Source organism: Pseudonocardia sp. CA-142604 (assembly GCF_050948475.1).
GTDB classification, from domain to species: Bacteria; Actinomycetota; Actinomycetes; order Mycobacteriales; family Pseudonocardiaceae; genus Pseudonocardia; species Pseudonocardia alaniniphila.
The window spans coordinates 2,018,487-2,043,709 of record NZ_CP192045.1 but is presented as its reverse complement, the minus strand read 5'-3'; the positions used below and the strand labels follow the sequence as shown (position 1 = coordinate 2,043,709).

At 71.9% G+C, this 25,223-nt stretch carries 21 protein-coding genes and 1 pseudogene; 18 read left to right on the top strand and 4 right to left on the bottom strand.

The annotated features are described in order from the left end of the window. Nucleotides 1-38: 38 nt before the first annotated feature. Together ACQPZQ_RS09250 and ACQPZQ_RS09245 are read left to right on the top strand one after the other, a co-directional pair. Nucleotides 39-362 (top strand): type II toxin-antitoxin system Phd/YefM family antitoxin, encoded by a 324-nt coding sequence (locus ACQPZQ_RS09250; RefSeq protein ID WP_433294065.1) that lies wholly within the window; start codon nt 39-41, stop codon nt 360-362. An 11-nt stretch (nt 363-373) separates the two neighbouring features. Beyond that, nucleotides 374-838 carry a hypothetical protein gene (locus ACQPZQ_RS09245; RefSeq protein ID WP_433294063.1) on the top strand — a complete coding sequence of 155 codons (465 nt, stop codon included), beginning with the start codon at nt 374-376 and terminating at the stop codon, nt 836-838. 31 nt (nt 839-869) lie between these two features. On the opposite strand, the gene ACQPZQ_RS09240 is transcribed toward ACQPZQ_RS09245, so the two are convergent. Beyond that, nucleotides 870-1,763, bottom strand: coding sequence for an isocitrate lyase/PEP mutase family protein (locus tag ACQPZQ_RS09240; RefSeq protein WP_433294061.1), 894 nt, complete (start codon nt 1,761-1,763; stop codon nt 870-872). A 128-nt stretch (nt 1,764-1,891) separates the two neighbouring features. Here ACQPZQ_RS09240 and ACQPZQ_RS09235 point away from each other — a divergent pair, with 128 nt between their 5' ends. The 6 genes from ACQPZQ_RS09235 to ACQPZQ_RS09210 all read left to right on the top strand — a co-directional run bounded on the left by ACQPZQ_RS09235 (nt 1,892) and on the right by ACQPZQ_RS09210 (nt 9,392). Further along, nucleotides 1,892-2,524, top strand: a complete 633-nt coding sequence (locus tag ACQPZQ_RS09235; RefSeq protein ID WP_433294059.1) for a GntR family transcriptional regulator — start codon at nt 1,892-1,894, stop codon at nt 2,522-2,524. Beyond that, nucleotides 2,521-4,578, top strand: coding sequence for a hydantoinase/oxoprolinase family protein (locus ACQPZQ_RS09230; protein ID WP_433294057.1), 2,058 nt, complete (start codon nt 2,521-2,523; stop codon nt 4,576-4,578). The genes ACQPZQ_RS09235 and ACQPZQ_RS09230 overlap by 4 nt, the downstream gene beginning before the upstream one ends. Before the next feature lie 4 nt (nt 4,579-4,582). Beyond that, a complete protein-coding gene (locus tag ACQPZQ_RS09225; protein WP_433294055.1) occupies nt 4,583-6,460 on the top strand; it encodes a hydantoinase B/oxoprolinase family protein in 1,878 nt (625 codons plus the stop codon). After that, nucleotides 6,457-7,068, top strand: coding sequence for an isochorismatase family protein (locus ACQPZQ_RS09220; protein WP_433294053.1), 612 nt, complete (start codon nt 6,457-6,459; stop codon nt 7,066-7,068). Before ACQPZQ_RS09225 ends, ACQPZQ_RS09220 begins: the two co-directional genes overlap by 4 nt. A 1,400-nt stretch (nt 7,069-8,468) precedes the next feature. Then, on the top strand, nt 8,469-8,882 hold the full coding sequence (locus tag ACQPZQ_RS09215; RefSeq protein WP_433294051.1) for a hypothetical protein: 414 nt from the start codon (nt 8,469-8,471) through the stop codon (nt 8,880-8,882). 63 nt (nt 8,883-8,945) lie between these two features. Next, nucleotides 8,946-9,392, top strand: coding sequence for a TIGR03618 family F420-dependent PPOX class oxidoreductase (locus tag ACQPZQ_RS09210; protein ID WP_433294049.1), 447 nt, complete (start codon nt 8,946-8,948; stop codon nt 9,390-9,392). 262 nt (nt 9,393-9,654) lie between these two features. On the opposite strand, the gene ACQPZQ_RS09205 is transcribed toward ACQPZQ_RS09210, so the two are convergent. Further along, nucleotides 9,655-10,137 carry a MarR family winged helix-turn-helix transcriptional regulator gene (locus tag ACQPZQ_RS09205; protein WP_433294047.1) on the bottom strand — a complete coding sequence of 161 codons (483 nt, stop codon included), beginning with the start codon at nt 10,135-10,137 and terminating at the stop codon, nt 9,655-9,657. Nucleotides 10,138-10,187: 50 nt separating this feature from the next. Between ACQPZQ_RS09205 and ACQPZQ_RS09200 the strand changes: the two genes are divergently transcribed. Then, entirely contained in the window at nt 10,188-10,646 is a 459-nt protein-coding gene (locus ACQPZQ_RS09200; protein ID WP_433294045.1) for a nitroreductase/quinone reductase family protein, read from the top strand. A gap of 78 nt (nt 10,647-10,724) precedes the next feature. Here ACQPZQ_RS09200 and ACQPZQ_RS09195 read toward each other — a convergent pair whose 3' ends face one another. Further along, on the bottom strand, nt 10,725-11,648 hold the full coding sequence (locus tag ACQPZQ_RS09195; protein ID WP_433294043.1) for a proline dehydrogenase family protein: 924 nt from the start codon (nt 11,646-11,648) through the stop codon (nt 10,725-10,727). 115 nt (nt 11,649-11,763) lie between these two features. Between ACQPZQ_RS09195 and ACQPZQ_RS09190 the strand changes: the two genes are divergently transcribed. The 4 genes and pseudogenes from ACQPZQ_RS09190 to ACQPZQ_RS09175 all read left to right on the top strand — a co-directional run bounded on the left by ACQPZQ_RS09190 (nt 11,764) and on the right by ACQPZQ_RS09175 (nt 17,832). Next, nucleotides 11,764-13,431: a PucR family transcriptional regulator gene (locus ACQPZQ_RS09190; RefSeq protein WP_433294040.1), complete on the top strand. Its 1,668-nt coding sequence runs from the start codon at nt 11,764-11,766 to the stop codon at nt 13,429-13,431. Between the two features lie 59 nt (nt 13,432-13,490). Further along, on the top strand, nt 13,491-15,116 hold the full coding sequence (gene pruA / locus ACQPZQ_RS09185) for an L-glutamate gamma-semialdehyde dehydrogenase (protein ID WP_433294038.1): 1,626 nt from the start codon (nt 13,491-13,493) through the stop codon (nt 15,114-15,116). Between the two features lie 202 nt (nt 15,117-15,318). Beyond that, nucleotides 15,319-16,980, top strand: a pseudogene (locus ACQPZQ_RS09180) (MFS transporter); the annotation flags it as partial. Then, entirely contained in the window at nt 16,978-17,832 is an 855-nt protein-coding gene (locus ACQPZQ_RS09175; protein WP_433299084.1) for an MSCRAMM family protein, read from the top strand. The pseudogene ACQPZQ_RS09180 and the gene ACQPZQ_RS09175, both read left to right, overlap by 3 nt. On the opposite strand, the gene ACQPZQ_RS09170 is transcribed toward ACQPZQ_RS09175, so the two are convergent. Beyond that, nucleotides 17,812-19,194, bottom strand: a complete 1,383-nt coding sequence (locus ACQPZQ_RS09170; RefSeq protein ID WP_433299082.1) for a PLP-dependent aminotransferase family protein — start codon at nt 19,192-19,194, stop codon at nt 17,812-17,814. The two genes, ACQPZQ_RS09175 and ACQPZQ_RS09170, sit on opposite strands and share 21 nt — an antisense overlap. 68 nt (nt 19,195-19,262) lie before the next feature. Here ACQPZQ_RS09170 and ACQPZQ_RS09165 point away from each other — a divergent pair, with 68 nt between their 5' ends. The 5 genes from ACQPZQ_RS09165 (at nt 19,263) to ACQPZQ_RS09145 (ending at nt 25,213) form a co-directional block, all read left to right on the top strand. Then, nucleotides 19,263-19,922 carry a pyridoxamine 5'-phosphate oxidase family protein gene (locus ACQPZQ_RS09165; RefSeq protein WP_433294035.1) on the top strand — a complete coding sequence of 220 codons (660 nt, stop codon included), beginning with the start codon at nt 19,263-19,265 and terminating at the stop codon, nt 19,920-19,922. A gap of 80 nt (nt 19,923-20,002) precedes the next feature. Beyond that, entirely contained in the window at nt 20,003-22,111 is a 2,109-nt protein-coding gene (locus ACQPZQ_RS09160) for a prolyl oligopeptidase family serine peptidase (protein WP_433294033.1), read from the top strand. After that, complete coding sequence (locus ACQPZQ_RS09155) at nt 22,108-23,157, top strand: mechanosensitive ion channel family protein (RefSeq protein ID WP_433294031.1); 1,050 nt, start codon at nt 22,108-22,110, stop codon at nt 23,155-23,157. Before ACQPZQ_RS09160 ends, ACQPZQ_RS09155 begins: the two co-directional genes overlap by 4 nt. Nucleotides 23,158-23,191: 34 nt before the next feature. Next, a complete protein-coding gene (locus ACQPZQ_RS09150) occupies nt 23,192-23,575 on the top strand; it encodes a globin (protein WP_433294029.1) in 384 nt (127 codons plus the stop codon). A gap of 48 nt (nt 23,576-23,623) precedes the next feature. Then, the gene (locus ACQPZQ_RS09145; RefSeq protein ID WP_433299080.1) at nt 23,624-25,213 is read left to right on the top strand and encodes a glycoside hydrolase family 13 protein; all 1,590 of its coding nucleotides are present in this window, start codon (nt 23,624-23,626) and stop codon (nt 25,211-25,213) included. Nucleotides 25,214-25,223 lie beyond the last annotated feature (10 nt).

The window sequence follows — 25,223 nt, the reverse complement described above, 5'->3', positions numbered from 1 at the left end:
GCATCGACTTGGCTACCGAGTTGGCCAAGATGGGGTCCATGGTCGAAGTCGGAGTGCATGAGGCGAAGACGACGCTCTCCGACCTCCTGCGCCGAGTGGCCGAGGGCGAGGAAGTGGTCATCACCCGTAGCGGTGAGCCCGTCGCGCGCCTCGTGCCGGTACAGCTGGGCGTGCCGCGCGTGCTGGGACGAGATGCCGGGCTGTTCGAGGTGCCCGCGGACTTTGACGAGCCCTCCCCGAACACCTGTAGCGAGCCGTCGATCCGAGGCTCTGAGCGTCGGTCCGGCTCGGACGCGACGAACCGCAGAAATAGGGCGATTTGCCTGCGTACGGCGGTAGATCGGCTCGACGGTCCACAATAGATTTCCGTTGCATGCGACTGCGTGTGGTGCTCATCGGTCTGGTTGCGGCGGCGGCCCTCGTCGGGTGCACCTCGAGCGGAGAGTCGCCGCCCGCCACCGCTGCCGCGCCCACCACCGCGCCGGTTGCGCAGGACACGACCACGGCGGCCGCGCCGACCACCTTTCCGACAGCGACCACCACGGTGACGGCCGCGCCCGACGCGGTGGCGTTCTTCAAGGCCCAGGAGCCGGCATGCCGGGCGGAGGCGGAGCGGGTCGGCAACCCCGTGGTCGACCCCGCCCGGTTCGCCGGCGCGAAGCTCGTCCAGCAGAACACCGACGGCACCGCGCTCATCGAGGACGGCGAGGGCACGCAGCTGATCGTCGACGTCTCCGGCAAGAAGGTCCTGCCCCCGAGCGGCAACCCCGAGGACCTCATGCCCGACCCCTACGGTTTCGGCTGCCCGCCCGAGGTCTTCGTCGGCACCGTGGCCTGACCCTCGACGAGTACGTTCGCGGCGGCCCGGTTCAGCCGCCCCAGCGCTGCTCCAGATCGAGCACCTCGGGCAGCCCGATGAAGTCGGTGAACTCGGCGAATGCCGGGAGCCCCGACAACGCCGCGGCAGGCGTGCCGTCGGCCCGGATCGTCGCCAGCAGGGACCGGATGGCAGTGGTCGCGGCCAGCAGGGTGCCGATCGGATAGAGGACCAGTGCGAACCCGAGGTCGCCGATCCGCTCCAGCGGGATCGGCGGGGTGCGGCCACCCTCGGCCCAGTTGAAGACCAGCGGAGCCACGCCCTTCAGCTCCTGCGCCACCCGCGCGATGTCGTCCTCACTGGTCGGCGCCTCGACGAACAACATGTCCGCGCCCGCCTCGGCGTACGCGCGCGCCCGCGTGATCGCTGCGTCCAGCCCTTCGACGGCAGCGGCATCGGTGCGGGCGATGATCACGAGATCGGGATCGCGGCGGGCGGCCACGGCAGCATGCAGCTTGCCCACCATCTCCTCGGCAGGAACCACGGCCTTGCCGCTCATGTGGCCGCACTTCTTCGGCATGACCTGGTCCTCGAGGTGGATCCCGGCCACACCGGCCTGCTCGTAGGCCTGCACCGTGCGCACCACGTTGATCGCGTTGCCGTAGCCGGTGTCGGCGTCCGCGATCACCGGGACGTCCACCGCTGCGACGATGCGCCGGGCGTTGTCGATCATCTCGGCGGCAGAGAGGAGCCCGACGTCGGGGCGCCCGATGAGGGAGGCGGTGGTGCCGAAGCCGGTCATGTACACGACGTCGAACCCGGCCTCCTCGACGAGCCGGGCCGAGAGCGCGTCGTAGGCGCCGGGTGCGGACACGGGCTGCGGCCCGGCCAGCAGTTCGCGCAGCCGAGCCCGGGGCGCAGCGGGTTGTCGCAACAGGTTTCCCACGTCAACCTCCCAATTTGTATACAACAAGTTAAGGCATGGCCGTCGCGCTTTGCCATGGGGCGACCGCTGGGCCTATTTTGCACACAATCAGCCGAGGAGGTTGTGCGACGAGGGCGTCGGAACGGGCCGTGGGCGCGGTGCGGGAGCTGATCTTGCGCGGTGACCTCACCGCTGGTACCCGTCTCGGCGAGGTGGAGCTGGCCGAACGTCTCGGCGTGAGCCGCACGCCGGTGCGCGAGGCGCTGAGCAGGCTGGCCGCGGAGGGCCTGGTCGAGATCGTTCCCAACCGCGGTGCGCGCGTGGCCAGTTGGACGGTGGCCGAACTGGAGGGCGTGTTCGACCTGCGCTCGGCGCTCGAACCCCGGATCACCGCGCTCGCGGTCCCCCGCGCCGACGCCGCCGACATCACCGTCCTCGACGAGTTGGCGCGCACGATGCTCGACGTGGGCCTGCCCGGGCCGGACCAGGACCTCGACGCCCTCGTGCCGCTCAACCGCAGGTTCCACGACCGGCTGGTGGTGGTGGCCGCCCAGCCCGCGCTCGCCACCGCACTCGCCGGCGCCATCCATGCCCCGATCCAGCTCCGCAACTTCCACGCCTACGACGACGCCTCGCTGCGCCGCAGCCTGGCCCACCACGTCGAGATCGTCGCCGCGATCCGGGCGGGCGATCCCACGTGGGCGCAGGCCGTCATGACCGCACACATCCAGAACGCCCGCACCGTGATGTTGCGGGTCGCTCGTGAGCAGGAGGCTCCATGACCTATCGCCTCGGTGTCGACGTCGGAGGCACCTTCACCGATGTGTTGCTGGTGGAGGAGGCGAGCGGCACCACGTGGCGCGCCAAGACCGCCTCCACGCCGTACGACCAGGCCGTGGGCGTGCTCAACGGCATCGGCAAGGTGTGCGACGAGGCCGGGATCGCCCTCTCGGACGTCGCCCAGGTACTGCACGGCACCACGGTGGCCACCAACGCGATCCTGGAGGGCAAGGGCGCCACCGTCGGGCTGGTCACGACGAAGGGCTTCCGGCAGGTTCTGCAGATCGCGCGCTCGTACGTGCCCGGCGGGCTGGCCGGCTGGATCATCTGGCCGAAGCCGGAGCCGCTCGCTGCGCTGGAGAACACCGTGGAGGTCGACGAGCGCCTCGCCTCCGACGGCACGGTGATCCGCGATCTCGACGAGGCCGACGTCCGCACGCAGCTGGCGAAGCTCCACGGGATCGACGCGCTGGCCGTCGCTCTGATCAACTCCTTCGCCGACCCCGCCCACGAGCGGCGCATCGCGCAGATCGCGGCAGAGATGCTCCCCGGCGTGCCGGTCTCGCTCTCCTCCGACGTGCTGCCCGAGCTGCGCGAGTACGAGCGCACGGTCACCACCGTGGCCAACGGTTATGTGCAGCCGCAGGTCAAGCGCTATGTCGAGACGCTGTCGGGCAAGCTCGCCGAGGGCGGTGTGGCCGGCGAGCTGGCCATCCTGCGCAGCGACGGCGGGCTGTCCACGGCGGACGCCGCTATCGCCGCCCCCGTGACGATGCTGCTCTCGGGGCCGGCGGGCGGCGTCACGGGCGCGGTGTGGACCGCCGAGCAGTGCGGCTACTCCGACCTGATCACGTTCGACATGGGCGGCACCTCCACCGACGTCGCCCTCGTACAGAACCTCACGCCCCGGATCGGTCGCGAGACGAAGGTCGGCGACCTGACGGTGCGAGCGTCCAGTGTGGACGTCCGGACGGTCGGCGCAGGCGGCGGCTCCATCGCGCACGTTCCCGAGCTGACGAAGGCGCTGCGCGTCGGCCCGCAGTCCGCGGGCGCCGACCCGGGCCCCGCCGGATACGGCAAGGGCGGCACCGAGCCGACGGTCACGGACGCGAACGTGGTGCTCGGCTACCTCCCCCCGTCGCTGGCGGGCGGCGAGATCACCCTCGACGTCGACGCCGCGCGGAACGCCGTCGGCAAGGTCGCCGAAGCGATGGGGCTGCCCACAGCGGAGGCGGCGGCCGCGGGAATCGTCGACATCGTCAACGAGAACATGCTCGGCGGCCTGCGACTCGTATCGGTGCAGCAGGGCTTCGACCCGCGCGACTTCGCGCTCGTCGCGTTCGGCGGAGCGGGCCCGCTGCACGCCAACGCCCTGGGGAAGCTGACCGGCGCGTGGCCGGTGATCGTGCCGCCGTCACCGGGTGTGCTCTGCGCGTTGGGTGACGCCACCACGTCCAAACGCAGCGAGTCGGCCCGCACGGTGCTGCGGCGGTTCCACGACCTGACCGGCGACGACCTCGCCGGAATCCTGCGCGAGCTGGCCGCGGAGGCGGGCGGGCGGCTCGCCGAGCAGGGCGTCGCCGGGCCCGACCAGACCACGACCTACCAGGTGGACGTGCGCTACCACGGCCAGGGCTTCGAGATCGGCATCGACGTCGACCCCCGCTGGCTCGACGACCCCGCGTCGGCGCTCACCACGCTCTCCAGTGCGTTCGATCTGGAGCACGAGCGGTTGTTCTCGTTCCTGCTCAGCACCGACCACGAACTGGTCAACGCCCGTGCCACCGTGTCGGGCCCCCGCCCGCAGGTGGCGGCCACGCGCCTTCCGGACGGCGACGGCGACCCGTCCGCAGCCCTGCTCGACACGCACCCGATCCACGTCTCCGGCGGACCGGTCGACGCCCACGTCTACGACCGCACCAAGCTGCACGCCCGTGACGTGATCACCGGGCCCGCGATCGTCACGGAGATGGACTCCACCACCCTCGTGCTGCCCGGTCACACGGCGACGGTGCACCCGTCCGGCAGCCTGTTGATCAACCCCGTGGAGGGCTGAGCGCATGGCACGGATCATCGAGACCGCAACCGGCGAGATCGAGAAGACCGCCGTCGACCCCGTCACCCTCGACCTCATCGAGAACGGGCTGCGCAACGCCCGCTACGAGATGGACGAGGTGCTGTTCCGCACGGCGCTCTCGCCGGGCATCCGGGAGCAGCACGACGAGTTCCCACTTATCGGTGACCCCAGCGGGAAGATGGTCGTCGGCCAGTTCGGGCTCTCCGTGCCCGACTTCCTCGAAGGGTTCGACGACACCGTCGAGGAGGGCGACGTCCTGCTGACGTCCGACCCGTACGCGTGCGGCGCCGCGATCAGCCACGCCAATGACTGGCTGATCGTCATGCCGATCTTCCACGAGGGCCGCATCGTGGGCTGGGCGTCGATGTTCGGGCACATGTCCGACGTCGGCGGCAAGACGCCGTGCTCGATGCCCACCGACGCCCGCACGATCTACGAGGAGGGCGTGGTGATCCCGCCCTTCAAGCTCTACCGCAAGGGCGCGCTCAACGAGGATGCGCTGCGGATCATCCTCAACCAGGTCCGGATGCCGGACTGGAACCGCGCCGACCTCAACGGCCTCATCGCCGCCTGCCGCACGGCCGGCAGGCGGGTGGTCGAGATGTGTGAACGGTTCGGCACGGCCACCTACCTGTCCGCGCTCGACGCGCTGCTGCAGCGCAACTACGACGCGATGAAGGTGCTGCTGGAGATGGTGTTCGAGGAGGGCAAGACCCTCTCGTTCACCGACTACATCTGCGACGACGGCGTCGGCAACGGCCCCTACGAGCTGAAGCTCTCGCTCACCCGCACCGGCGAGAAGGTGCACCTGGACTTCACCGGGTCGAGCCCGCAGGCCGCCGGGCCGATCAACTACTACATCAACGAGAACCTCACCCGGATGTTCTTCGGGATCTACATGATCACGGTGGCCGACCCGCAGATCCTCTGGAACGACGGGTTCTACCCGCTGGTCGACGTCACGATCCCGGACGGCTCGTACTGGAAGCCGAAGCACCCGGCGTCGCTCAACGGGCGCAACCACGGAATCGGCCGCGTGTTCGACCTGTTCGGCGGACTCCTGGGCCAGACCGACCCGGCGCTGCTCAACGCGGCGGGCTTCTCCTCGTCCCCACACTTCATGTACTCGGGGCACTACTCCGGCGGCGACCGCAAGGGCGAGTGGTTCCAGCTCTACTCGATCGGCTTCGGCGGCATCCCCGGACGCCCGCTCGGCGACGGACCCGACGGCCATTCGCTGTGGCCGAGCTTCGTCAACATCCCGTGCGAATACCTGGAGTCCTACTACCCGCTGCGGATCGAGAAGTGGGAGACGATCGCCGACACCGGTGGCGCCGGGCTCCATCGCGGGGGCAACGGTGTCGACGTGGCGTACGTATTCGAGGAGCCGGGCACCATCGCGATCCACGACGACCGGTGGCTGACCTACCCGTGGGGCGTCAACGGCGGCACGCCCGGCGCGCGTGGCAGGAAGTGGATCGACCGCGTCGACGGCACCCGCGAGGTGCTCCCCTCGAAGTGCCATGACGTACCCGTCTTCCCCGGCGACGTGCTGCACTTCGTCACGTGGGGCGGGGGTGGCTGGGGCGACCCGCTGGAACGCGACCCGGCACTCGTCGCGCTGGAGGTGCGGCGCGGACTCGTCACGGCGACGGGAGCGCAGCGCTATGGCGTGGTGGTCTCCGAGGCCGGCGAGGTGGACGACGCAGCCACGGCGGAGCTGCGCAACCGGCTGCGCGCCGACCGTCCCGCGGAGCTGCCGGTGTTCGACATGGGCCCGCCCATCGACGAGCTCCTCGAACGCTGCGAAGCGGAGACCGGCCTGCCCGCGCCGAAGCGCCCGGTCTGGTCGACCTCATGACCAGCCCGCACGGCAGTTCGTTCTCGGGACGCGTGGGGTGGGGCGCCCGGCCCGCGGTGCTGGTGGTGGACCTGGTCCGCGCCTACACCGAGCGGGGCGGGCCCTTCGAACTGCCCGATCCCGCACCCGCGGTGGCCGCCACCGCCGAACTCGTGGATGCCGCGCGGGCGGGCGGCCACCCCGTCGTCTGGACGGTGGTGCGCTACTCCCCCGACCTCGTCGACGGCGGGCTCTTCGTGCGGAAGGTGCCCGCGCTGACCGCCTTCGCCGAGGGAGCGGCCGGAGGCTGGGGCGAGCTGACACTCAAGCCCCTGACCGGGGAGCCCCTGGTCGTGAAGCAGTACGCCTCGGCGTTCTTCGCCACGTCACTGGCCCCCACCCTGCACGCCCTCGGCGTGGACACCGTGGTGGTCTGCGGCGTCTCGACGTCCGGCTGCGTCCGAGCTTCCGCCACCGACGCCCTGGGCCACGGACTGCGCCCGCAGGTCGTCCGGCAGGCGTGCGCCGACCGCACCCTCGCCCTCCACGAGTCCAACCTCACCGACCTCGACGCCAAGTACGCCGACGTGATCGACCTGGCAGAGGCCCTGGAACACCTAACCCCCTGACCCGGCGAGCGAAGATCGCCGCGAAATCAGGACCTGCGCCCCCACGAGGGCAAACAACCGAATCTCACGGCGATCATGACGGACGGCCGACCCGCGGGCGCGGTTCGGCGACTCGCCCGCCAACGCCCCGGGGGAAGATCGCCACGAGATCGGGGTTTCGCCCCCGCGAGGCGGATTACCCGATCTCACGCCGATCATGGCGCGTCCCAGGGACCGGCGCCGAAACGGGCGACCCGCCGACGCGGCCGGGCGACCCGCTCGCCAACGCCCGGGGGAAAGATCGCCACGAGATCAGGAGTTCCGCCCTCGCGAGGGCGGATAACCCGATCTCGCGCCGATCATGGCGGCCGGGTCCAGCGACCGGCGCCGAAACCGGCGAACCCGCGGACGCGGTTCGAGCGACCCTCGCGCCAACGCCCCGCGGGGAAGATCGCCAGCGGGCTACGGGAACCTCCGGAACAGGCGGCACGCGGGCGCGGTTCGTGTGGCTCGACCGCGAGTTCGTCGCGAGATCGGGAATTCCGCCCTCGCGGCGGCCGAAAACCCAATCTCGCACCGATCATGGCGGCCGAGTCCCGATCGGGCGACTCGCGCTCCCGGCGGGGCGACCGGTGCCCGGACGTGCGACTCGCCGGCCCGTGAGTCGCCCGATTCTGGAGGCCGTGCCGGCCGCCGATGACGCGAGGCCGAAGGAAGATCGTCACGAGATCAGGGATTCCGCCCCCGCAACGGTCGAAAGCCGGATCTCACACCGATCATGGTGGCGGTGTCCGGAACCCTCCGGAACAAGCGACTCGCCGGGCGCGGTTCGGCCGGCGGCCGGCGGCCCACGCGCCCGGAACGGGCCGCTCACCGGGAACAACGTGCGGGCGGTTCGGTCGACGCGTCCGCGAGCGAGTCGCCCCCGATGGCGCGAGACGAGCGAAGATCGTCACGAGATCAGGGATTCCGCCCCCGCAAGGGCGGATAACCGGATCTCGCATCGATCATGGCGCACGGCCCAGGGACCGGCGCCGGAACGGGCGACCTGCGGCCTGCAACCGCCTGCTCACCCGGCGGACAACGAGCGACTCGCGAGCCAAGATCGCCACGAGATCGGGGATTCCGCCCCCGTGAGGGCAGATAACCCAATATCGCACCGATCATGGCGCGGCCCAGGGACCGGCGCCGGAACGGGCGACCCGCGGGCGCGGATTCGGGCGACTCGCCCGCCAACGCCCTGGAAGGAGCGAAGATCGGCGCGAGATCGGGAATTCCGCCCTCGCGACGGCCGAAAGCCGGATCTCGCGCCGATCATGGGGGGTCGGCGACTCCGGGAGGGGTGGTGGCGCGGCGGCGGAGTTGTCCACAGCTTGTTCCGAACGGCCACGCGGACGGGGGTCGGTCGTCACGCTCGTGGCATGCCGATTCCGAACGCCGCAGACGCTCCGCTCCTGCTCACCGACGCCGACGTGCTCCGGCGCGTCACCGATCTGGTCGGCACCGCGGCCGTGGTCCGCCAACTCTGGGTGATGTTCGTCGACGGGGACTGCCGGCAGACTCCAGTCGTCATGCCGATCTCCGACCTTCCCGAGCACCCGGAGTCAGGCCCGCTCGACGGCCTCGCCGTCGTCCTGGCCGGGCTACGCGAGGAGCTCACGACCGATCTCGGTCCGGGATCGGTGATCCTCACGCTCGAACGCCGCGGCCCCGAGGCAGTGCTGCCCTCCGACCGCGAGTGGAGGCGTGCGCTGACGCTCACCTGCGAACGCGCGGAGATCGGGCTGCGCGGCCTCTTCCTCAGCACCGACGCCGGGGTGCGCCGCATCGCATGAGAGTGCCGCGTGCGACGGATCGGGGGACGGCGATCCGGGCCGCAGGGTGCAAGACTCGGTCGCATGGCTGCACCCGACCTGGCTCCCGTCCACCGCATCGTGCCGAAGGAGAACGGGCTCGCGAGCGTCTCCGTCGTGCGGGCCGACGGCACACCGCACTCGTCGCTGGTCAACGCGGGGGTGGTGAACCATCCGCTGACCGGTACGCCCGTCGTCGGGTACGTCACCTACGGCCCGGTGAAGCTGCGCAATCTGCGCGCCCGGCCGGCGACCTCGATCCTCTGGCGGGCCGGGTGGCAGTGGGCGGGCGCCGACGGGATGAGCGAGCTCATCGGTCCGGACGACCCCGTCGACGGCATCGACGCCGAGCGCCTGCGGCTGCTCCTGCGCGAGGTGTTCACCGGCGCGGGCGGCACGCACGACGACTGGGACACCTATGACCGCGTGATGCGCGAGGAGCGCCGGGTGGTCGTGCTGGTCGAGCCACAGCGCGTCTACGGCAACGCCTGACCCAGGCGCCCGTGGCGGGCTGATCAGGTGACCGCAGGCAACCCCAGCGACGCCACCAGGTCGCGCATGTCGGCCTCACCTATCTCAGCCCGTCGGCCGGCCTGGTCCGACCGGGCGAGCGCACGGGCCGCCTCCGCACCGGCGGCGACCAGCTGCTCGTCCGCGCCGACGGCACGAGCGACATCTCCGTCGAGGACCTCGCGGTGGCCGTACTCGACGAGGTGGAGCTCCCCCGGTACGTCCAGCGACGATTCACCGCCATCTACTGAGGTCCATCCGCCGGCCCGGTTCCGACCAGTCCGCGGATCCGCTCGGCCTGCGCCAGCTGGAAAGCCCGACCGCGCTCGAGGAAGTCGGCGATCACCGTGAGCTCGGCGACCGTGAAGCGCTGTAGCTCGTCGGTGCCGGCCTCCCCCACCGGCCCGTAGATCTCCTCCGCGCGCCGCCGGGCCGACGGCGTCAGCGCGACAACGGCGCGCCTGCGGTCGTCCGGATCGGGTTCGCGGGTGAGGTACTCACGGGCGGTGAGCCGCTGGATCGCTGTGGTGGCTGCGGCGGGGCTGAGCCCGACGGCGGCGGCGACCTGCCCTGCGGTCAGCGCGCCGTCCGCCACCGCGCCGAGGATGCGCAGGTCCGTGCGGTTGACGCCGAGCAGGTCGGCGGCCGCCGCGTCCACGGCGTCGGCTGCGTTCCCGAACCGTTCGGCGGCCCGAGCGGCACGCTCGACTGCCAATTGCTTCGACACTCGAAGGAGTCTAGCCTCGAGTCATCATTTCGACTGTCGAAGGAATTTTCATGGGTGCATCACAGCTACCGTCCTGGCTCCCCGTGGTGAACCGGCTCGTCAAGGCCCTCCAGCGGGCCGGCCTCCCGCTCGGGACGATCCACGTCCTGACCGTCCCGGGCCGGATCTCGGGGCGTCCGCGCGCCACCCCCGTCTCGCCGCTCGTGGTGAACGGGCGCCGATACGTCGTCGCGGGCCTGCCGCGATCCGACTGGGCCGGCAACGCCCGGGCGGCGGGCCGGGGCGAGCTCGCCCGCGGGCGACGGCGCGAGGACGTCGCGCTGACCGAGGTGACCGACCCGGACCTGCGCCGGGCGGTGATGCGGGCCTTTCCGACGGAGGTGCCCGGCGGGGTCGACTTCTTCGTCCGCCTCGGGCTCGTCGAGCGCGGCACCCCCGAGCAGTTCGCCGCGGCGGCCGATCAGGTGGCCGTCTTCGAGATCCGTCCACGCGCGGGGGTACGGACCTGACGGCCTCGCAGCCCGTCAGGTCTCCTCGCAGCCCGCCGGCACGCTGCGAGGACGCGCCACGTGCTGCGAGGTCGCCGGTCAGCCGCGGGTGAGCAGCGAGCGCGCGAAGAAGGCCAGGTTCGCCGGGCGCTCGCCCAGCCTCCGCATGAAGTAGCCGAACCACTCGGTGCCGTAGGGCAGGTACACGCGCACCCGCAGCCCCTCGGCCGCCAACTCGGACTGCGCGCGGGGCCGCACCCCGTAGAGCATCTGGAGCTCGTAGTCCGTCGCCGTGCGGCTGGTGCGCCCGGCCAGGAAGCGCGCGATCTCGACGAGCCGCGGGTCGTGGGTGGCCACCATCGGCAGGCCCTGCCCCGCCATCAGGATCTTCAGGCAGCGGACGTACGAGCGGTCGACCTCCGAGCGGCGCAGGAAGGCGACCGAGCCGGGCTCGTCGTAGGCGCCCTTGCACAGCCGCACCCGCGAGCCCGGTCCTGCGAGGTCGCGGCAGTCGCCCTCGGTGCGGCGCAGCTGGGCCTGGAGCACCGCGCCGACCCACGGGTGATCCACCCGCAGGTCACGGACGATTCCCAGCGTCGAGTCGATGGTGGTGTGGTCCTCCATGTCGACGGTGACGGTGGTGCCGGCCGCGGCGGCCGCCTCGCAGATCTGGCGCGCGGAGTCCAGCGCGATCTTGTCGGCGTCGACCGCGAGGCTCTGGCCCAGGGCGGAGAGCTTGACCGACACCTCCACGCGGTCGGCCAGGCCCTCCTCACGCAGCCGCCCCAGCAGCGTCCGGTAGGCGGCCACCGTCGCCTCGGCCTGCGCCCGGTCGGTGGTGTCCTCGCCGAGGTGGTCGACGGTCACGAGGCGGTCGGCCGTGATCCGGCGGGCCGCCTCGATCGCGTCGTCCGCGGTGGTGCCCGCCACGAACCGGTTGACCAGCGGGTCGAACGGGCCGGCCTCGACCGCGGCACGGACGGCCCGCGACCGCGCGGCGGCAAGCAGGGCGCTACGGAGCATGGGCAGGACCGTAGATCCGGCGCACGCAGGCCAGTCTTGTCCGATCGGATAAGGTTCGGGGGTAGCGCTCGTCTGAGCCGACATGGCTGCCGGAGCGACGAAGGGGCGATCGCCCGTGGACACCACCCTGCGGAAGGTTCTGGCCGCCGTCGGCGAACCGCTGGTCGACGTCGTGGAGTCACCCAAGGGGCTCGACGTGCCCGTCACGGGGCTCACGATCGTCGACCCCGACGACGAACCCGACCAGTACGCGGGGCAGCTCGTCCTGGTGATCGGCGCACGGGGCCGCGACGCCGTGGCGGCCGTGCGCACGGTGGCCCGCGGCCGCGCCGCCGCCGTCGCCGTCAAGGCCGGGGACGCCGTCGACGAGCTTCGGGCCGCAGCGTCAGCGGCGCGCGTCCCGCTGCTGGTGGTGCGTCCCGACGTCCGGTGGGAGCGGCTGGAGTCGCTGGCCAGGGACGTGCTGGACAGCGGGGGCGATCCTGCCGAGGACGGCCCGGGCGAGCTGTTCTCACTCGCCCAGACGGTGGCGCTGCTCACCCACGGCATCGTCAGCATCGAGGACACGGCCAGCCGGGTGCTCGCCTACTCGCGGTCCGACAGCGACGCCGCCCAGGTCGACGAGCTGCGCAGGCTGTCCATCCTGGGCTGGCAGGGCCCGCCCGACTACCTGCGCATGCTGCGCGAGTGGGGGGTGTTCGACCGGCTGCGCACCGGCGAGGAGGTGGTGCACGTCGACGAGCACGCCGACCTCGGCGTCCGACGCAGGCTCGCCGTCGGTATCCACGCAGGTCAACGGCAGCTGGGGACGATCTGGGTACAGGAGGGCGCCACACCGTTCGCCGAGCGCGCGGCCGACGTGCTGCTCGGCGCGGCACGCGTGGCGGCCGGGCACCTGATCCGCCGCCGCAGCCGGGAGACGCCGGGTGCGCGGTGGAGCCGCGAACTGGTGACCGGGCTGTTGGACGGCCGGACGGACCCTGGCCTGGTCGCCGGCGTGTTCGGACTGGCCGAGCGGACGACGGCGCTCGTGGTCGCCTTCGCCGTCCGCGACCGCGGGTCGTTGCCGGCCGGGGACCCTGCGACCCACGAACTCAGCCTGGCCGAGCTCACCGACGTCGTCTCGGTGCACGCCGCGACCTACCGCCGGGCCGCACTCACGGCGTCGGACGGGGCCCGCGTGTACGCCGTACTGCCGGACGCGCCGGGGGACCGCCCGGATCCCGCACTCCTGGCCATGTGCAGCGAGGTCGCGGCGATGACGCTGCGCCGCGCCGGTGTGCGCGTGCAGGCCGGGATCGGCTCGGCGGTGGCGGGGCTGGCCGGCGTGGCGACCTCACGGCGGGAGGCCGACCGGGTGCTCGACGCGATGCCGGACGGGCCCGGTGACCCGACCGTTGCCGCCTTCTCCGACCTGCGGGCCGAGGTGCTGCTCAACCAGACCCTCGCCCTGCTGGAGACGAGCCCCGACCTGCGCGATCCGGCGGTGACACTTCTGGCCGCCTACGACCGTGAGCACGGCAGCGACCTCGTCGGCTCGGTGCTCGCGTGGCTCGACGCGATGGGGGACGTTCGCGTGGCCGCGGAACGGCTCACCGTGCATCCCAACACGCTGCGGTACCGGGTGCGCCGGGCGGTGGCCGTGGGCGGACTGCGCCTCGACGAGCCCCGTGCACGGTTGATGCACCACCTGCAGCTGCTCGCGGCAGTCCGGGCCGACGGCATGCGCGCAGACTTGTTCGACCGGACAAGAGTGGATGCGCATCGTCGTCCGCCTGAATGAACCGCCGGGCGGCGCACCTTCCTAGGGTTCTGGGCACCTGACCCCGGGGAGGCTTCGCCATGGACGCGATCACCAGCACGCCGCCGCCGCGCAACGAGCCCGTGCGCGACTACGCACCCCGCTCGCCCGAGCGCGCGAGCCTGCAGGCCGCGCTCGCCGAGCTGGGCGGGCAGCACCACGAGCTGACCGTCACGGTCGACGGCCGCCGGCACATGCCCGGTGGTCCCCGGATCGATGTCGTCGCCCCGCACGACCACGGGCACGTACTGGGGACCTACGCCAATGCCGGTCACGAGGACGCGAAGGCCGCGGTCGAGGCGGCACTGCGGGCGGCGCCGGTGTGGCGCGCGATGCCCTTCGACGAGCGCGCAGCCGTGGTGCTGCGGGCCGCCGACCTGCTCTCGGGCCCGTGGCGGGACCGGATGAACGCCGCCACGATGCTGGGCCAGTCGAAGACCGCGATCCAAGCGGAGATCGACTCCGCGTGCGAGCTCGCGGACTTCTGGCGCTTCAACGTGCACTTCGCGCGTCAGATCCACCAGAACCAGCCGAACAGCGGCGCGGGCGTGTGGAACCGCATGGACTACCGCCCGCTCGAAGGCTTCGTCTACGCGATCACGCCGTTCAACTTCACCGCGATCGCCGGCAACCTGCCCACCGCACCCGCGCTCATGGGCAACACCGTGATCTGGAAGCCCTCCCCCACCCAGGGGCTCGCGGCGCACATGACGATGCGACTGCTCGAGGAGGCGGGGCTGCCGCCCGGTGTGATCAACCTGCTCACCGGCGACGGGCGGGAGATCTCCGAGGTGCTGCTCGCCGACCGTGCGCTCGCGGGCATCCATTTCACCGGTTCGACGGCCACCTTCCAGTACCTGTGGCAGCAGGTCGGCGCGAACATCGGTTCCTACGCCACCTACCCGCGCGTGGTCGGGGAGACGGGCGGCAAGGACTTCGTGGTCGCCCACCCCTCGGCCGACGTCGACGTGCTGCGCACCGCGCTCGTCCGGGGCGCCTTCGAGTACCAGGGGCAGAAGTGCTCGGCCGCCTCACGCGCGTTCGTCCCGCGGTCGGTCTGGTCCCGCCTGCGCGACGACCTCGTCGACGAGGTGGAGGCGCTCCCGATGGGCGACGTCACCGACTTCCGCAACTTCCTCGGCGCGGTGATCGACCGCCGGGCCTTCGACAAGGTGACGGCGGCACAGCGCGCGGCCCACGACGACCCGTCGGTGGAGGTCGTGGCGGGAGGCACGGCCGACGACTCGACCGGGTACTTCGTCCGGCCGACGGTGATGGTCGGCTCCGACCCCGACCACGAGATGTTTTGCACGGAGTACTTCGGGCCGTTGCTCGCCGTGCACGTGTACGACGACGGGGATTTCGACCAGGTGCTGACGCACGTCGACCGTGGTGCGCCCTACGGGCTCACGGGCGCGGTGATCGCCCGGGACCGGGCCGCGGTCGCCCGCGCGAGCGAGACGCTCAGGTTTGCCGCAGGCAACTTCTACATCAACGACAAGCCAACGGGCGCCGTTGTCGGCCAGCAGCCTTTTGGCGGCGGCCGCGCATCGGGCACAAACGACAAAGCGGGCTCGATCTACAACCTCCTGCGCTGGGTGAGCCCGCGCACGATCAAGGAGACATTCGTCCCGCCGACGGCCACGGGCTATCCCCACCAGGGATAACTAGCCGGATGACCCTCCGGAACATCCCCGAAGGCCCATGTGTTTAGCATGGGACAAGTAATTATTCGGGGCCGGCGGGAGTGGTCGAGTGACAGCGGCAGTGGCGGAGCGCGGACCGGAATCGGGAGGACCGGCGCGCGCAGAGGAGCCGGATTCCAACTACAAGTGGATCGCCATCTCCAACACAACCCTTGGGTTGCTGATGGCGACGATCAACTCCTCCATCGTCCTGATCGCGCTGCCCGACATCTTCCGGGGCATCGGCCTCGACCCGCTGGCGCCCACCAACACCAGCTACCTGCTGTGGATGATCATGGGCTTCCTGGTCGTCACGGCGGTGCTGGTCGTCGGGTTCGGCCGCCTCGGGGACATGTACGGCCGCGTCAAGATGTACACCCTCGGCTTCGCGATCTTCACCGTCGCGTCCGTGCTGCTCGCCATCACCTGGCAGAGCGGTGGCGCAGGCGCGATGTGGTTGATCGGCTGGCGCGTCATCCAGGGCATCGGCGGCGCGTTCCTCTTCGCGAACTCCAGCGCGATCCTCACCGACGCGTTCCCCGTGCACCAGCGCGGCATGGCGCTCGGCATCAACGGCGTCGCGGCGATCGCGGGCTCGTTCATCGGCCTCGTGCTCGGCGGCGTGCTCGCGCCGGTGAACTGGCACCTCGTGTTCATCGTCTCGATCCCGTTCGGGATCTTCGGCACGGTCTGGGCCTACCTCAAGCTGCGCGACACCGGCCAGCGCAATCCGGCCCGGATGGACTGGTGGGGCAACATCACCTTCGCCGTCGGGCTCATCGCGCTGCTGGTCGGCATCACCTACGGCATCCAGCCTTACGGCAGCCACATCATGGGCTGGACCAGTCCACTGGTGCTCAGCTGCATCATCGGCGGCATCGTGGTGCTGGGGATCTTCGCGTTCATCGAGACGCGGGTGGCGAGCCCCCTCTTCACGCTGTCGCTCTTCGCGATTCGGCCGTTCACCCTCGGCAACAGCGCCAGCTTCCTCGCCGCGCTCGGCCGGGGTGGCCTGCAGTTCATCCTGATCATCTGGTTGCAGGGCATCTGGCTGCCGCTGCACGGCTACAGCTTCGAGCAGACCCCGCTGTGGGCGGGCATCTACATGCTGCCCCTGACCGTCGGCTTCCTCATCGCGGCGCCGGTGTCGGGTGTGCTCGCCGACCGCATGGGCGGACGCGGACTCGCCACCGCGGGCATGCTCATCTCCGGCCTGAGCTTCGTGCTGCTGGAGATTCTGCCGATCAACTTCTCCTACGTGGCGTTCGCCGCCATCCTGCTGGTCAACGGCGTGGGTATGGGCCTGTTCACGTCACCGAACCGGGCCGACGTCATGAACAGCCTGCCCGCCAGTTCGCGCGGCGCCGGCGCCGGGATGACCGCGACGTTCCAGAACTCGGCCACGGTGCTGTCCATCGGCCTGTTCTTCGGCCTCATGATCGCGGGGCTCTCCCAGCACCTTCCGACGGTGCTGGAGCAGGGCCTGCTGCAGCACGGGGTGCCCGCGGACGACGCGAGCCGGGTCGCCGCGCTGCCTCCGGTCGCCGTGCTGTTCGCCGCGTTCCTCGGCTACAACCCCGTGCAGCAACTCCTCGGCGACGTCCTGCCCACGCTGCCGCCCGACCAGGCTTCGTTCCTCACGGGTCGCAGCTTCTTCCCGGAGCTCATCTCCGGGCCGTTCCAGGATGGCCTCACCGTGGCCTTCTGGTTCGCGATCGCCGCGAGCGTCCTCGCCGCCGTGGCCTCGTGGTTCATCGGCGCGCGGCGCTCGACGGAGACCACCTCGGTCGGAGCGGAGCTCGCCTCCGTCGCGGGTGAGGCGGGGATCGGCCCGTCCGAGCTCGTGGAGGACTTCCCGACCGAGCCGCGGCACCTGGCCGCACCGCGGGTACTGACACCGGCGGTGGGCGAGATTCTCGGCGACGTCCGCACGGCCGCGGGTAGCGCCGTCCCCGACGGCGTCGTCACGCTGACCGATGCGAACGGACGCCAGGTGGCGCGTTCGGGCGTCGACCAGGACGGCCGGTTCTCCGTGCAGGGGCTCTCACCCGGTGCCTACATGGCCGTGGCCACGTCACCCGGCTTCCGCCCGGACGTCACGGCGCTCGTGATCAACGGTGCGGGCGCCGTGCACCACTTCGCCCTGCGCGGTGACGGCACCGTCACCGGGACCGTGCGCGCGGCCCGCCACGGCGCCCCTCTCGCCGACGCGATGACCCTCGCCACCGACGCGACGGGCCGGGTCGTGGGCAGTACCCGCACCGGCCCCGACGGCACGTTCACGCTGGCCGGGCTGCCCGCCGGCCGGACCACGGTGACCGCGAGCCTCCCGGGTCACGCCCCGGGCGCAGCAGCGGTGCAGGTGAGCGCGGACGTTCCGACGGTGGTCGAGGTGCTGCTGCAGTCCACGGTCGCCGCGCTCAGCGGCCGGGTGACCGGGGCCGGAGGAGCGCCCCAGCCGTTCGCGACGGTGGCCGTCACCCGTGCCGACGGCGAGACCGTCGCCGCTGCCACGACCGGTCCGGACGGAACGTTCGAGATCGTCGGGCTGGAGCCGGGCGACTACACGGTGGTCGCCACCGCGCAGAACGCGGCACGGGTGCAAGTGCCCGCGGGCGAGCAGTGCAGGGTCGACCTGAACCTCGGCGGCAACAACGGCGCGTCCGTCGACGCCGGCTCAGCCGTTCGCGTTCAGTAGCGTCAGCACGTCCCCGGCCACCGCGAGGCCGCGCTCCAGCGCGGACCGCGGTGGTTCGGCGTATCCGAGGACGATTCCCGCCCGTCCCGGGTCCCCGGCGTGATGGCGGGCCAGCCCGTCGAGCGTGACGCCCCTGGCCGCCGCCGCGTCGATCACGGCACGTTCCGCCGCAATGTCCGGGAGCGGGACGACGACGTGGGCGCCTGCGGCGTCGCCCTCCACGACGTGGCCGGCGCTGCGCACCGCGGCCGCAACGGCTGCCCGTCGCTGCGACAGCTCGCGGCGCAGGCGCCGCAGGTGCCGGGCCAGGTCACCGTGCGCGGCGAGAGCCACGAACACGCGCTGCCCGGCAGGGGCGGGCCGGGTGCCCGTGTGACCGCGCAGGTCGAGGACGGCGGAGCGCACGGCAGGAGGTGCCACCAGCCAGCCCGCGCCAAGTGTCGGGGTCAGCAACTTGCTCGCCGTGCCAAGGTGGGCCACGACGTCCGGGCCGAGCGCGGCGAGCAGCGGTAGCGGGGCGACGTCGTAACGCAGTTCGCCGTCGTAGTCGTCCTCGATCACGAGGAACCCCTCGGCCCGGGCCCGCTCGACGAGCGCCATCCGGCGGGTAGCCGAGAGCCGCGCCCCGAGCGGGAACTGGTGGGCCGGGGTGCAGTAGACGCCCGCGAGCCCGGTCGGGAGAGCCTCGACCACCAGCCCCGCGGCGTCGACCGGCACCGGCGTCACCACGAGCCCTGCCGTCCGAAGTGCGGCGACCGCGCGTTGGTACCCCGGCTCCTCGACGGCGACCCGCGAGCCGGGAGCCAGCGTGCGCGCCAGCTCGGCGACCGCCGCTGTGCTGCCGCCGGTGGCGAGCACCTGCGCCGGGTCGACCGCGAGCCCCCGGTGGCGCAGCAGGTGCTCCACCACGGCGGCCCGGAACGCCGGCACGCCGACGGGCTCCGCAGCCGCGTCCGGTGGCGGATCGGCCGCCGCGCGCCAGGCACGTCGCCACGCGGCGCGGTCGAGCACCTCGAGACACGGGGCGCCCGGCCACAGGGAGATCGGCCGCGGCTTGCGCTCCCTGCCCGGTCGGGACGGAGCCGCCGGCCGGGCAGGGCCGGGAGGACCGGCGGGCGCCCCGACCACGAACGTGCCCGCTCCGCGGCGTCCCACGGCCCAGCCCTCGGCGAGCAGCTGGTCGTAGGCCGCGGCGGTGACCGTGCGGCTCACCCCGAGGGTGGCGGCCAACTCGCGGGTCGACGGCAGCCGGTCCCCTGCCCGCAGGCTGCCGCCCGCCGTGACCGCCCGCAGCGCGTCGGCGAGCTGCACGGCGAGTGGCCGGTCGGCGTTCCGGTCGAGGGCCAGCGGCGGCAGCTCCATGAGTGGCCTTTCGAACGGGGACAGGATTGGCCCTGCCACGATGCCACTTCCCGGCCCACGATGGGTCTGTGAGCCTCTCTCCCACCCTCCGCAGCACCGTCACCCGCCTACGCGAGCGGGCCCGCACGAGCCGGGACGACCTGTACGCCGTGCTCGATGCGGGGCTGGTGTGCCACCTCGGGCTGGTCCGCGACGGCGCCCCGGTGGTGCTGCCCACCGGTTACGGACGGATCGGGGACACCGTCTACGTGCACGGGTCCACCGGGGCCGGCTACCTGCGGATGGCCGACGGCGCGCCGGTCTGCCTGACGGTGACCCACCTCGACGGGATCGTCTACGCCCGCTCGGTGTTCCACCACTCGATGAACTACCGCAGCGCCGTCGTGCACGGCACGGCCCGGGCCGTGACCGACCCCGCCGAACGGCTCGACGCACTGCGAGCGATCGTCGAGCAGCTCTCGCCCGGCTCGTGGGAGCACGCACGGCAGCCGACCACCCGCGAGCTCGCCGCCACCGCGGTGTTCGGCATCGACCTGACGGAGGCGAGCGTCAAGGTGCGCACCGGCCCCCCCGGCGACGACGACGGCGACATCGAGGAGGGCGGCCGGTGGGCCGGCGTATTGCCGGTGCGCACGGTCTTCGGACCGCCGACCCCCTGCCCGACGCTCCCACCCACCGCCGCTGCGCCAGCACACGTAGGCGAGAGAACGCTGGTTGTGGATCCGTAGTGCTGTCGAGACGGGGTATTTGACAGCACTACGGCTCCGGAACGGTGAGCCGTGATCGGCGTGACGTAATCTCGGCCCGCGTGGACGTCCCCCGCCCCTATCCCGACGCCGAGCGGCTGGACCTCGTCGAGGACCTGCACGGGTATCGGGTTGCTGATCCCTACCGCTGGCTGGAAGACCCCGAGGATCCCCGCACCCGCACCTGGTCAGCCGCGCAGGACGGGCTGACCAGACAGCACCTCGACGCCCTCCCCGGCCGCGACGGCCTCGCCGCGACGCTCACCGACCTACTCTCCGCCGGGTCGGTGTCGGCGCCGCAGTGGCGTGCCGGCCGGTCGTTCTTCACGCGACGCGAGCCCGGCCAGGAACACGCCGTGCTCCACGTCCGCGATACGGACGGCACCGAGCGGGTGTTGCTCGACCCGACCGCTGTCGACCCCACCGGCCTCACCACCCTCGACGCCTGGGTGCCCGACCTCGAGGGCCGCCGGCTGGCCTACCAGCTCTCCAGCGGCGGCGACGAGTACTCCGTACTGCACGTGCTCGACGTCGAGAGTCGCGAGGAGGTCGAGCCCCCGATCGACCGCTGCCGCTACTCGGACGTGGCCTGGCTACCGGGCGGCAGCGAGTTCGTCTTCGTCCGGATGGTGGAGGAGGACGAGGCGCCCGACGGCGAGCAGGCCTTCCACCGGCGCGTGTGGCGTCACCGCGTGGGCACGCCCACGGAGGACGACGAGCTCGTCGACGGTCCGGGGCTCTATGACGAGCACACCTACTACGGGGTGCGCGTCTCCCGCGACGGGGCGTGGCTCGTCGTCACCGGCAACGTCGGCACGGCGCGCCGCGACAGCGTCTGGATCGCGGAGCTCGGCGAGAAGACCGGGCCCCTCACGCCGTTGCTCACCCAGGACGACGACGTGCAGTGCAACGCCTGGGTCGAGCGCGACGGGCTGCTGTACCTGCACACCACGGACGGCGCGCCGCGCTGGCGGCTCGCCGTCACCGATCCGCGCACCCCCGGCCGCGAGCACTGGCGAGAGCTGGTCGGCGAGGACGCCGGTTCGGTGCTGCAGGCGGTGCGGCGGCTGGAGCCTGCTCCCGGCACCGACGGCGAACCGTTGCTGGTGCTGGCCAGGGCCCGGCACGCGGTGGCCGAGCTGGCCCTGCACACGGCCGCTGACGGGGCACCGGTTCGCACCGTGCCGCTTCCCGGCACCGGATCGCTCACCGGGCTGTCCGTCTCCGACCGCGACACGCCGGAGCAGGCGGGACGCGTCTGGCTCGGCTGGACCGACCTCGTCACCCCGCCACAGGTGCACCGGTTCGATCTCGCCACCGGCGAGACCACGCTCGAGGCCACCGCACCCGGCGCGGTCACCGTGCCCGCGGTCCGCACGGAGCACCGCACGTTCACCTCGGCGGACGGCACCACCGTGCGGATGTTCGTGATCGCGCCGGATGGACCCACCCGCGCGCGGCCGGCGCTCGTCACGGGCTACGGCGGGTTCGGGATCAGCCGCGAGCCCGCCTACACGGCGCAGGCCCTGGCCTGGGTGGCGGCCGGTGGTGTCTACGCGCTGGTCTCGCTGCGCGGCGGTGGCGAGGAGGGCGAGGACTGGCATCTCGCCGGCAACCGGGCCAACAAGCAGAACGTGTTCGACGACCTCCACGCCGCGGCCGCCGCCCTGATCGACGCGGGCGACACCACGGCAGGATCGCTCGCGATCATGGGCGGCTCCAACGGCGGGCTGCTCGTCGGGGCAGCGCTCACCCAGCGACCGGAGCTCTACCGGGCCGTGGTCTGCTCGGCCCCGCTGCTGGACATGGTGCGCTACGAGGAGTTCTCGCTCGGCCGCACCTGGAACGACGAGTACGGCACGGCCGCCGACCCCCAGGAGCTGCGCTGGCTGCTGTCCTACTCGCCCTACCACCACGTCCAGGCGGGCGTCGCGTACCCGGCGGTGCTGTTCACGGTGTTCGATTCCGACACCAGGGTGGACCCACTGCACGCGCGCAAGATGTGCGCCGCCCTGCAACACGACACCACCGGCGACCCGCTCGAACGGCCCGTCCTGCTCCGCCGCGAGACCGACGTCGGTCACGGCGCCCGGTCCGTCTCACGCACCGTTGCGCTCGCGACCGACCAGTTGGCGTTCCTGGCCGCGCACACCGGGTTGGAGCTCTCGTGACCGTGCTCGCGACGATCCCCGGCAGCCCCCTCGCCGAGTCCTTCCTCCCCGTGCGCCCGGCCTGCGCCGACGACGCAGGCTCGCTGTGCGCAGCGATCTACCAGCTGACCAACAACGACTTCCTGGCCCGCTCCGCCGACGCGATCATCACGGGCACACTGCACGTCGCGCTGATCGTGTTGCTCGCGTGCGCGGCCCGGTTCCTCATCCACCGAGCCATCAACCAGATCGTCGACGGCGCCACCAGCTCCCGGCTCACCCGGCTCGTCGGCCGGGCTCCACGGTTCCGCGCCCCGCGGTTCCGCGCGCCGGCCGCCGGCGGCAACGGCAACGGCAGCGCTCCGGTGTCACAACGGCGGGCGCAGCGGGCCCGCACGATCGGATCGGTGCTGCGCTCGCTCAGCTCCGTGGTGATCCTGCTGATCGGCTCGGTGATGGTGCTGGCCGAGTTCGGCGTGGCGCTGGGCCCGATCCTCGCCTCGGCCGGCATCGTCGGCGTCGCGGTCGGCTTCGGCGCGCAGAACCTCGTCCGGGACTTCCTCTCGGGCATGTTCATGCTGCTCGAGGACCAGTACGGCGTCGGTGACATCGTCGACCTCGGCGAGGCGAGCGGCGTGGTGGAGTCCGTGGGGCTGCGCATCACCACGGTCCGCGACGTCAACGGCACGGTCTGGTACGTCCGCAACGGCGAGATCCTCCGGGTCGGCAACAAGAGCCAGGGCTACGCTGTCGCCGTCGTGGACCTGCCGCTCGCGCACAGTGCTGTCATCGCCGAGGCCACCGAGATCGTCGCGACCACCGCCCAGTCGCGGGTTGCGGAGAAGGACGTGGCCGAGTCCGTGCTGGAAGCGCCGGACGTGCTGGGCGTCGAGAAGGTCGGGCCGGAGGGTGTGACACTGCGGATGACGGTGAAGGTCAAGCCTGGCCAGCAGTTCGCCGTGCAGCGGGCCCTGAACGCGGCGATCACGGACGCCCTCGACGACGCCGGCGTACCCCGCCCCGGCGTGATCCCCGCACCCACGACGTTCCGTCCGTCGGTGCCGTGAAACGCGGCTCCCGGAAGCGGAGGATGATGGACGCGTGACCGATCCCCAGAACTTCTACGCCGAAGTCGGCGGAGCACCGGTCTTCGACAAGATCGTGTCTCGTTTCTACGAGCAGGTCCGCGAGGACGAGGTGCTCCGCCCGCTCTACCCCGAGGACGACCTCGACGGAGCCGAGGTCCGGCTGCGCATGTTCCTCGAGCAGTACTGGGGCGGTCCGCGCACCTACTCCGAGCAACGCGGGCACCCGCGGCTGCGGATGCGGCACGCGCCGTTCCGCGTCGGCCCGATCCAGCGGGACGCCTGGCTGCGCTGCATGCGGATCGCCGTCGACGAGGCCGGGCTGGAGGAGCAACACCGCGCGCAACTGTGGCAGTACCTGACCTACGCCGCCGCGAGCATGGTCAACAGCGACTTCTGACGACCGGCCGGGGCAGTACAACCCTCTGATCAGCACGGGTTTGGCAAGATCTCGTCCGTGCAATGGTGGCAGAACGCCGTCGTCTACCAGGTGTACGTGCGGTCGTTCTCGGACTCCGACGGCGACGGCGTGGGCGACCTCGAGGGCGTCCGGTCGCGGCTGGGCTACCTGGAACTGCTGGGCGTCGACGCCCTGTGGCTCACGCCGTTCTTCACCTCGCCGATGGCCGACCACGGCTACGACGTCGCCGACCCGCGGAGCGTCGACCCCGTCTTCGGCGACCTGCGCACGTTCGACGCGCTCGTCACCGATGCCCACGAGCACGGCCTGCGCGTCGCGATCGACCTGGTACCCAACCACACCTCCACCGAGCACGAATGGTTCCGTGCGGCGCTGGACTCCGTGCCGGGCAGCCCGGAGCGGGCGCGCTACCACTTCCGCCGGGGCCGTGGCGAGGAGGGCGAGCTACCGCCGAACAACTGGACGAGCATGTTCGGCGGCCCGGCCTGGACACGCGCGCTCGACCTGGATGCCGCAGGCGAGTGGGCTCCCGGCGGCTGGTACCTGCACCTTCTCTCACCCGACCAGCCCGACCTGAACTGGACCAACCCCGAGGTGTGGGCCGACCTGGAGAAGACGCTGCGCTTCTGGCTGGACCGGGGGATCGACGGCTTCCGCGTCCACATGGCTCACGGCATGAGCAAGCCGGACGGACTGCCCGACAATCGGGGCGGCGACGAGGCTGCCGCAGCGGGATGGCTGGCGCCGATCGACGGCGACCCGCGCTTCGACCACGACGGCGTCCACGACGTGCACCGGATGATCCGTGCGGTGCTCGACCACTATCCCGGGCGCACGGCGATCGGCGAGATCACGGTGGGCGACGACGAGCGCTTCGCGCGCTACGTGCGTTCCGACGAGTTGCATCTCGGCTTCAACTTCCGGCTCCTGCGGGCGCCTTTCGACGCCCACGCCGTGCGGGAGGCCATCGAGCACTCGCTCGCCGCGGTGAAGTGGGCGGGCGCCCCACCGACCTGGACGCTGTCGAACCACGACGCGCCCCGTCCCGCCAGCCGCTACGGCGGGGGCGCGCTCGGCCGCGCGAGGGCGCGGGCGATGACGCTGGTCGAGCTCGCGCTGCCCGGCGCGGTCTGCCTCTACAACGGCGAGGAGCTCGGCCTGCCCGACGCCGAACTGCCCGACGCCGAACTGCAGGACCCGATCTGGGAACTCTCCGGCCACGCCGAACGCGGACGCGACAGCTGCCGCGTGCCGATGCCGTGGGAAGGCGACGCGCCCGGCTACGGCTTCACCAGCGGCCAGCCGTGGTTGCCGATGCCGCCGGAGTACGGCGAGCTCACCGTGGCCGGCCAGCTCGAGGACACCACTTCCACGCTGTCGCTGATCCGCCGGGCCGTGGAGCTGCGCAAAACGCATCCGGCCTTCAAAGGCGACGGCGTCGAGTGGTTCGGGGCACCGAGCGGCTGCCTGGCGTTCCGCCGCGCCGGTTCCACCCTGGTGTGCGCCCTCAACGCCTCCACCGACGCCGTCCCGCTCCCACCGGGCGATCTCCTGCTGGCCAGCGGCAAATTGAACGGCAATCTCCTCCCACCGGACACTGCGGCCTGGCTGGCCTGACGCCGCGTAG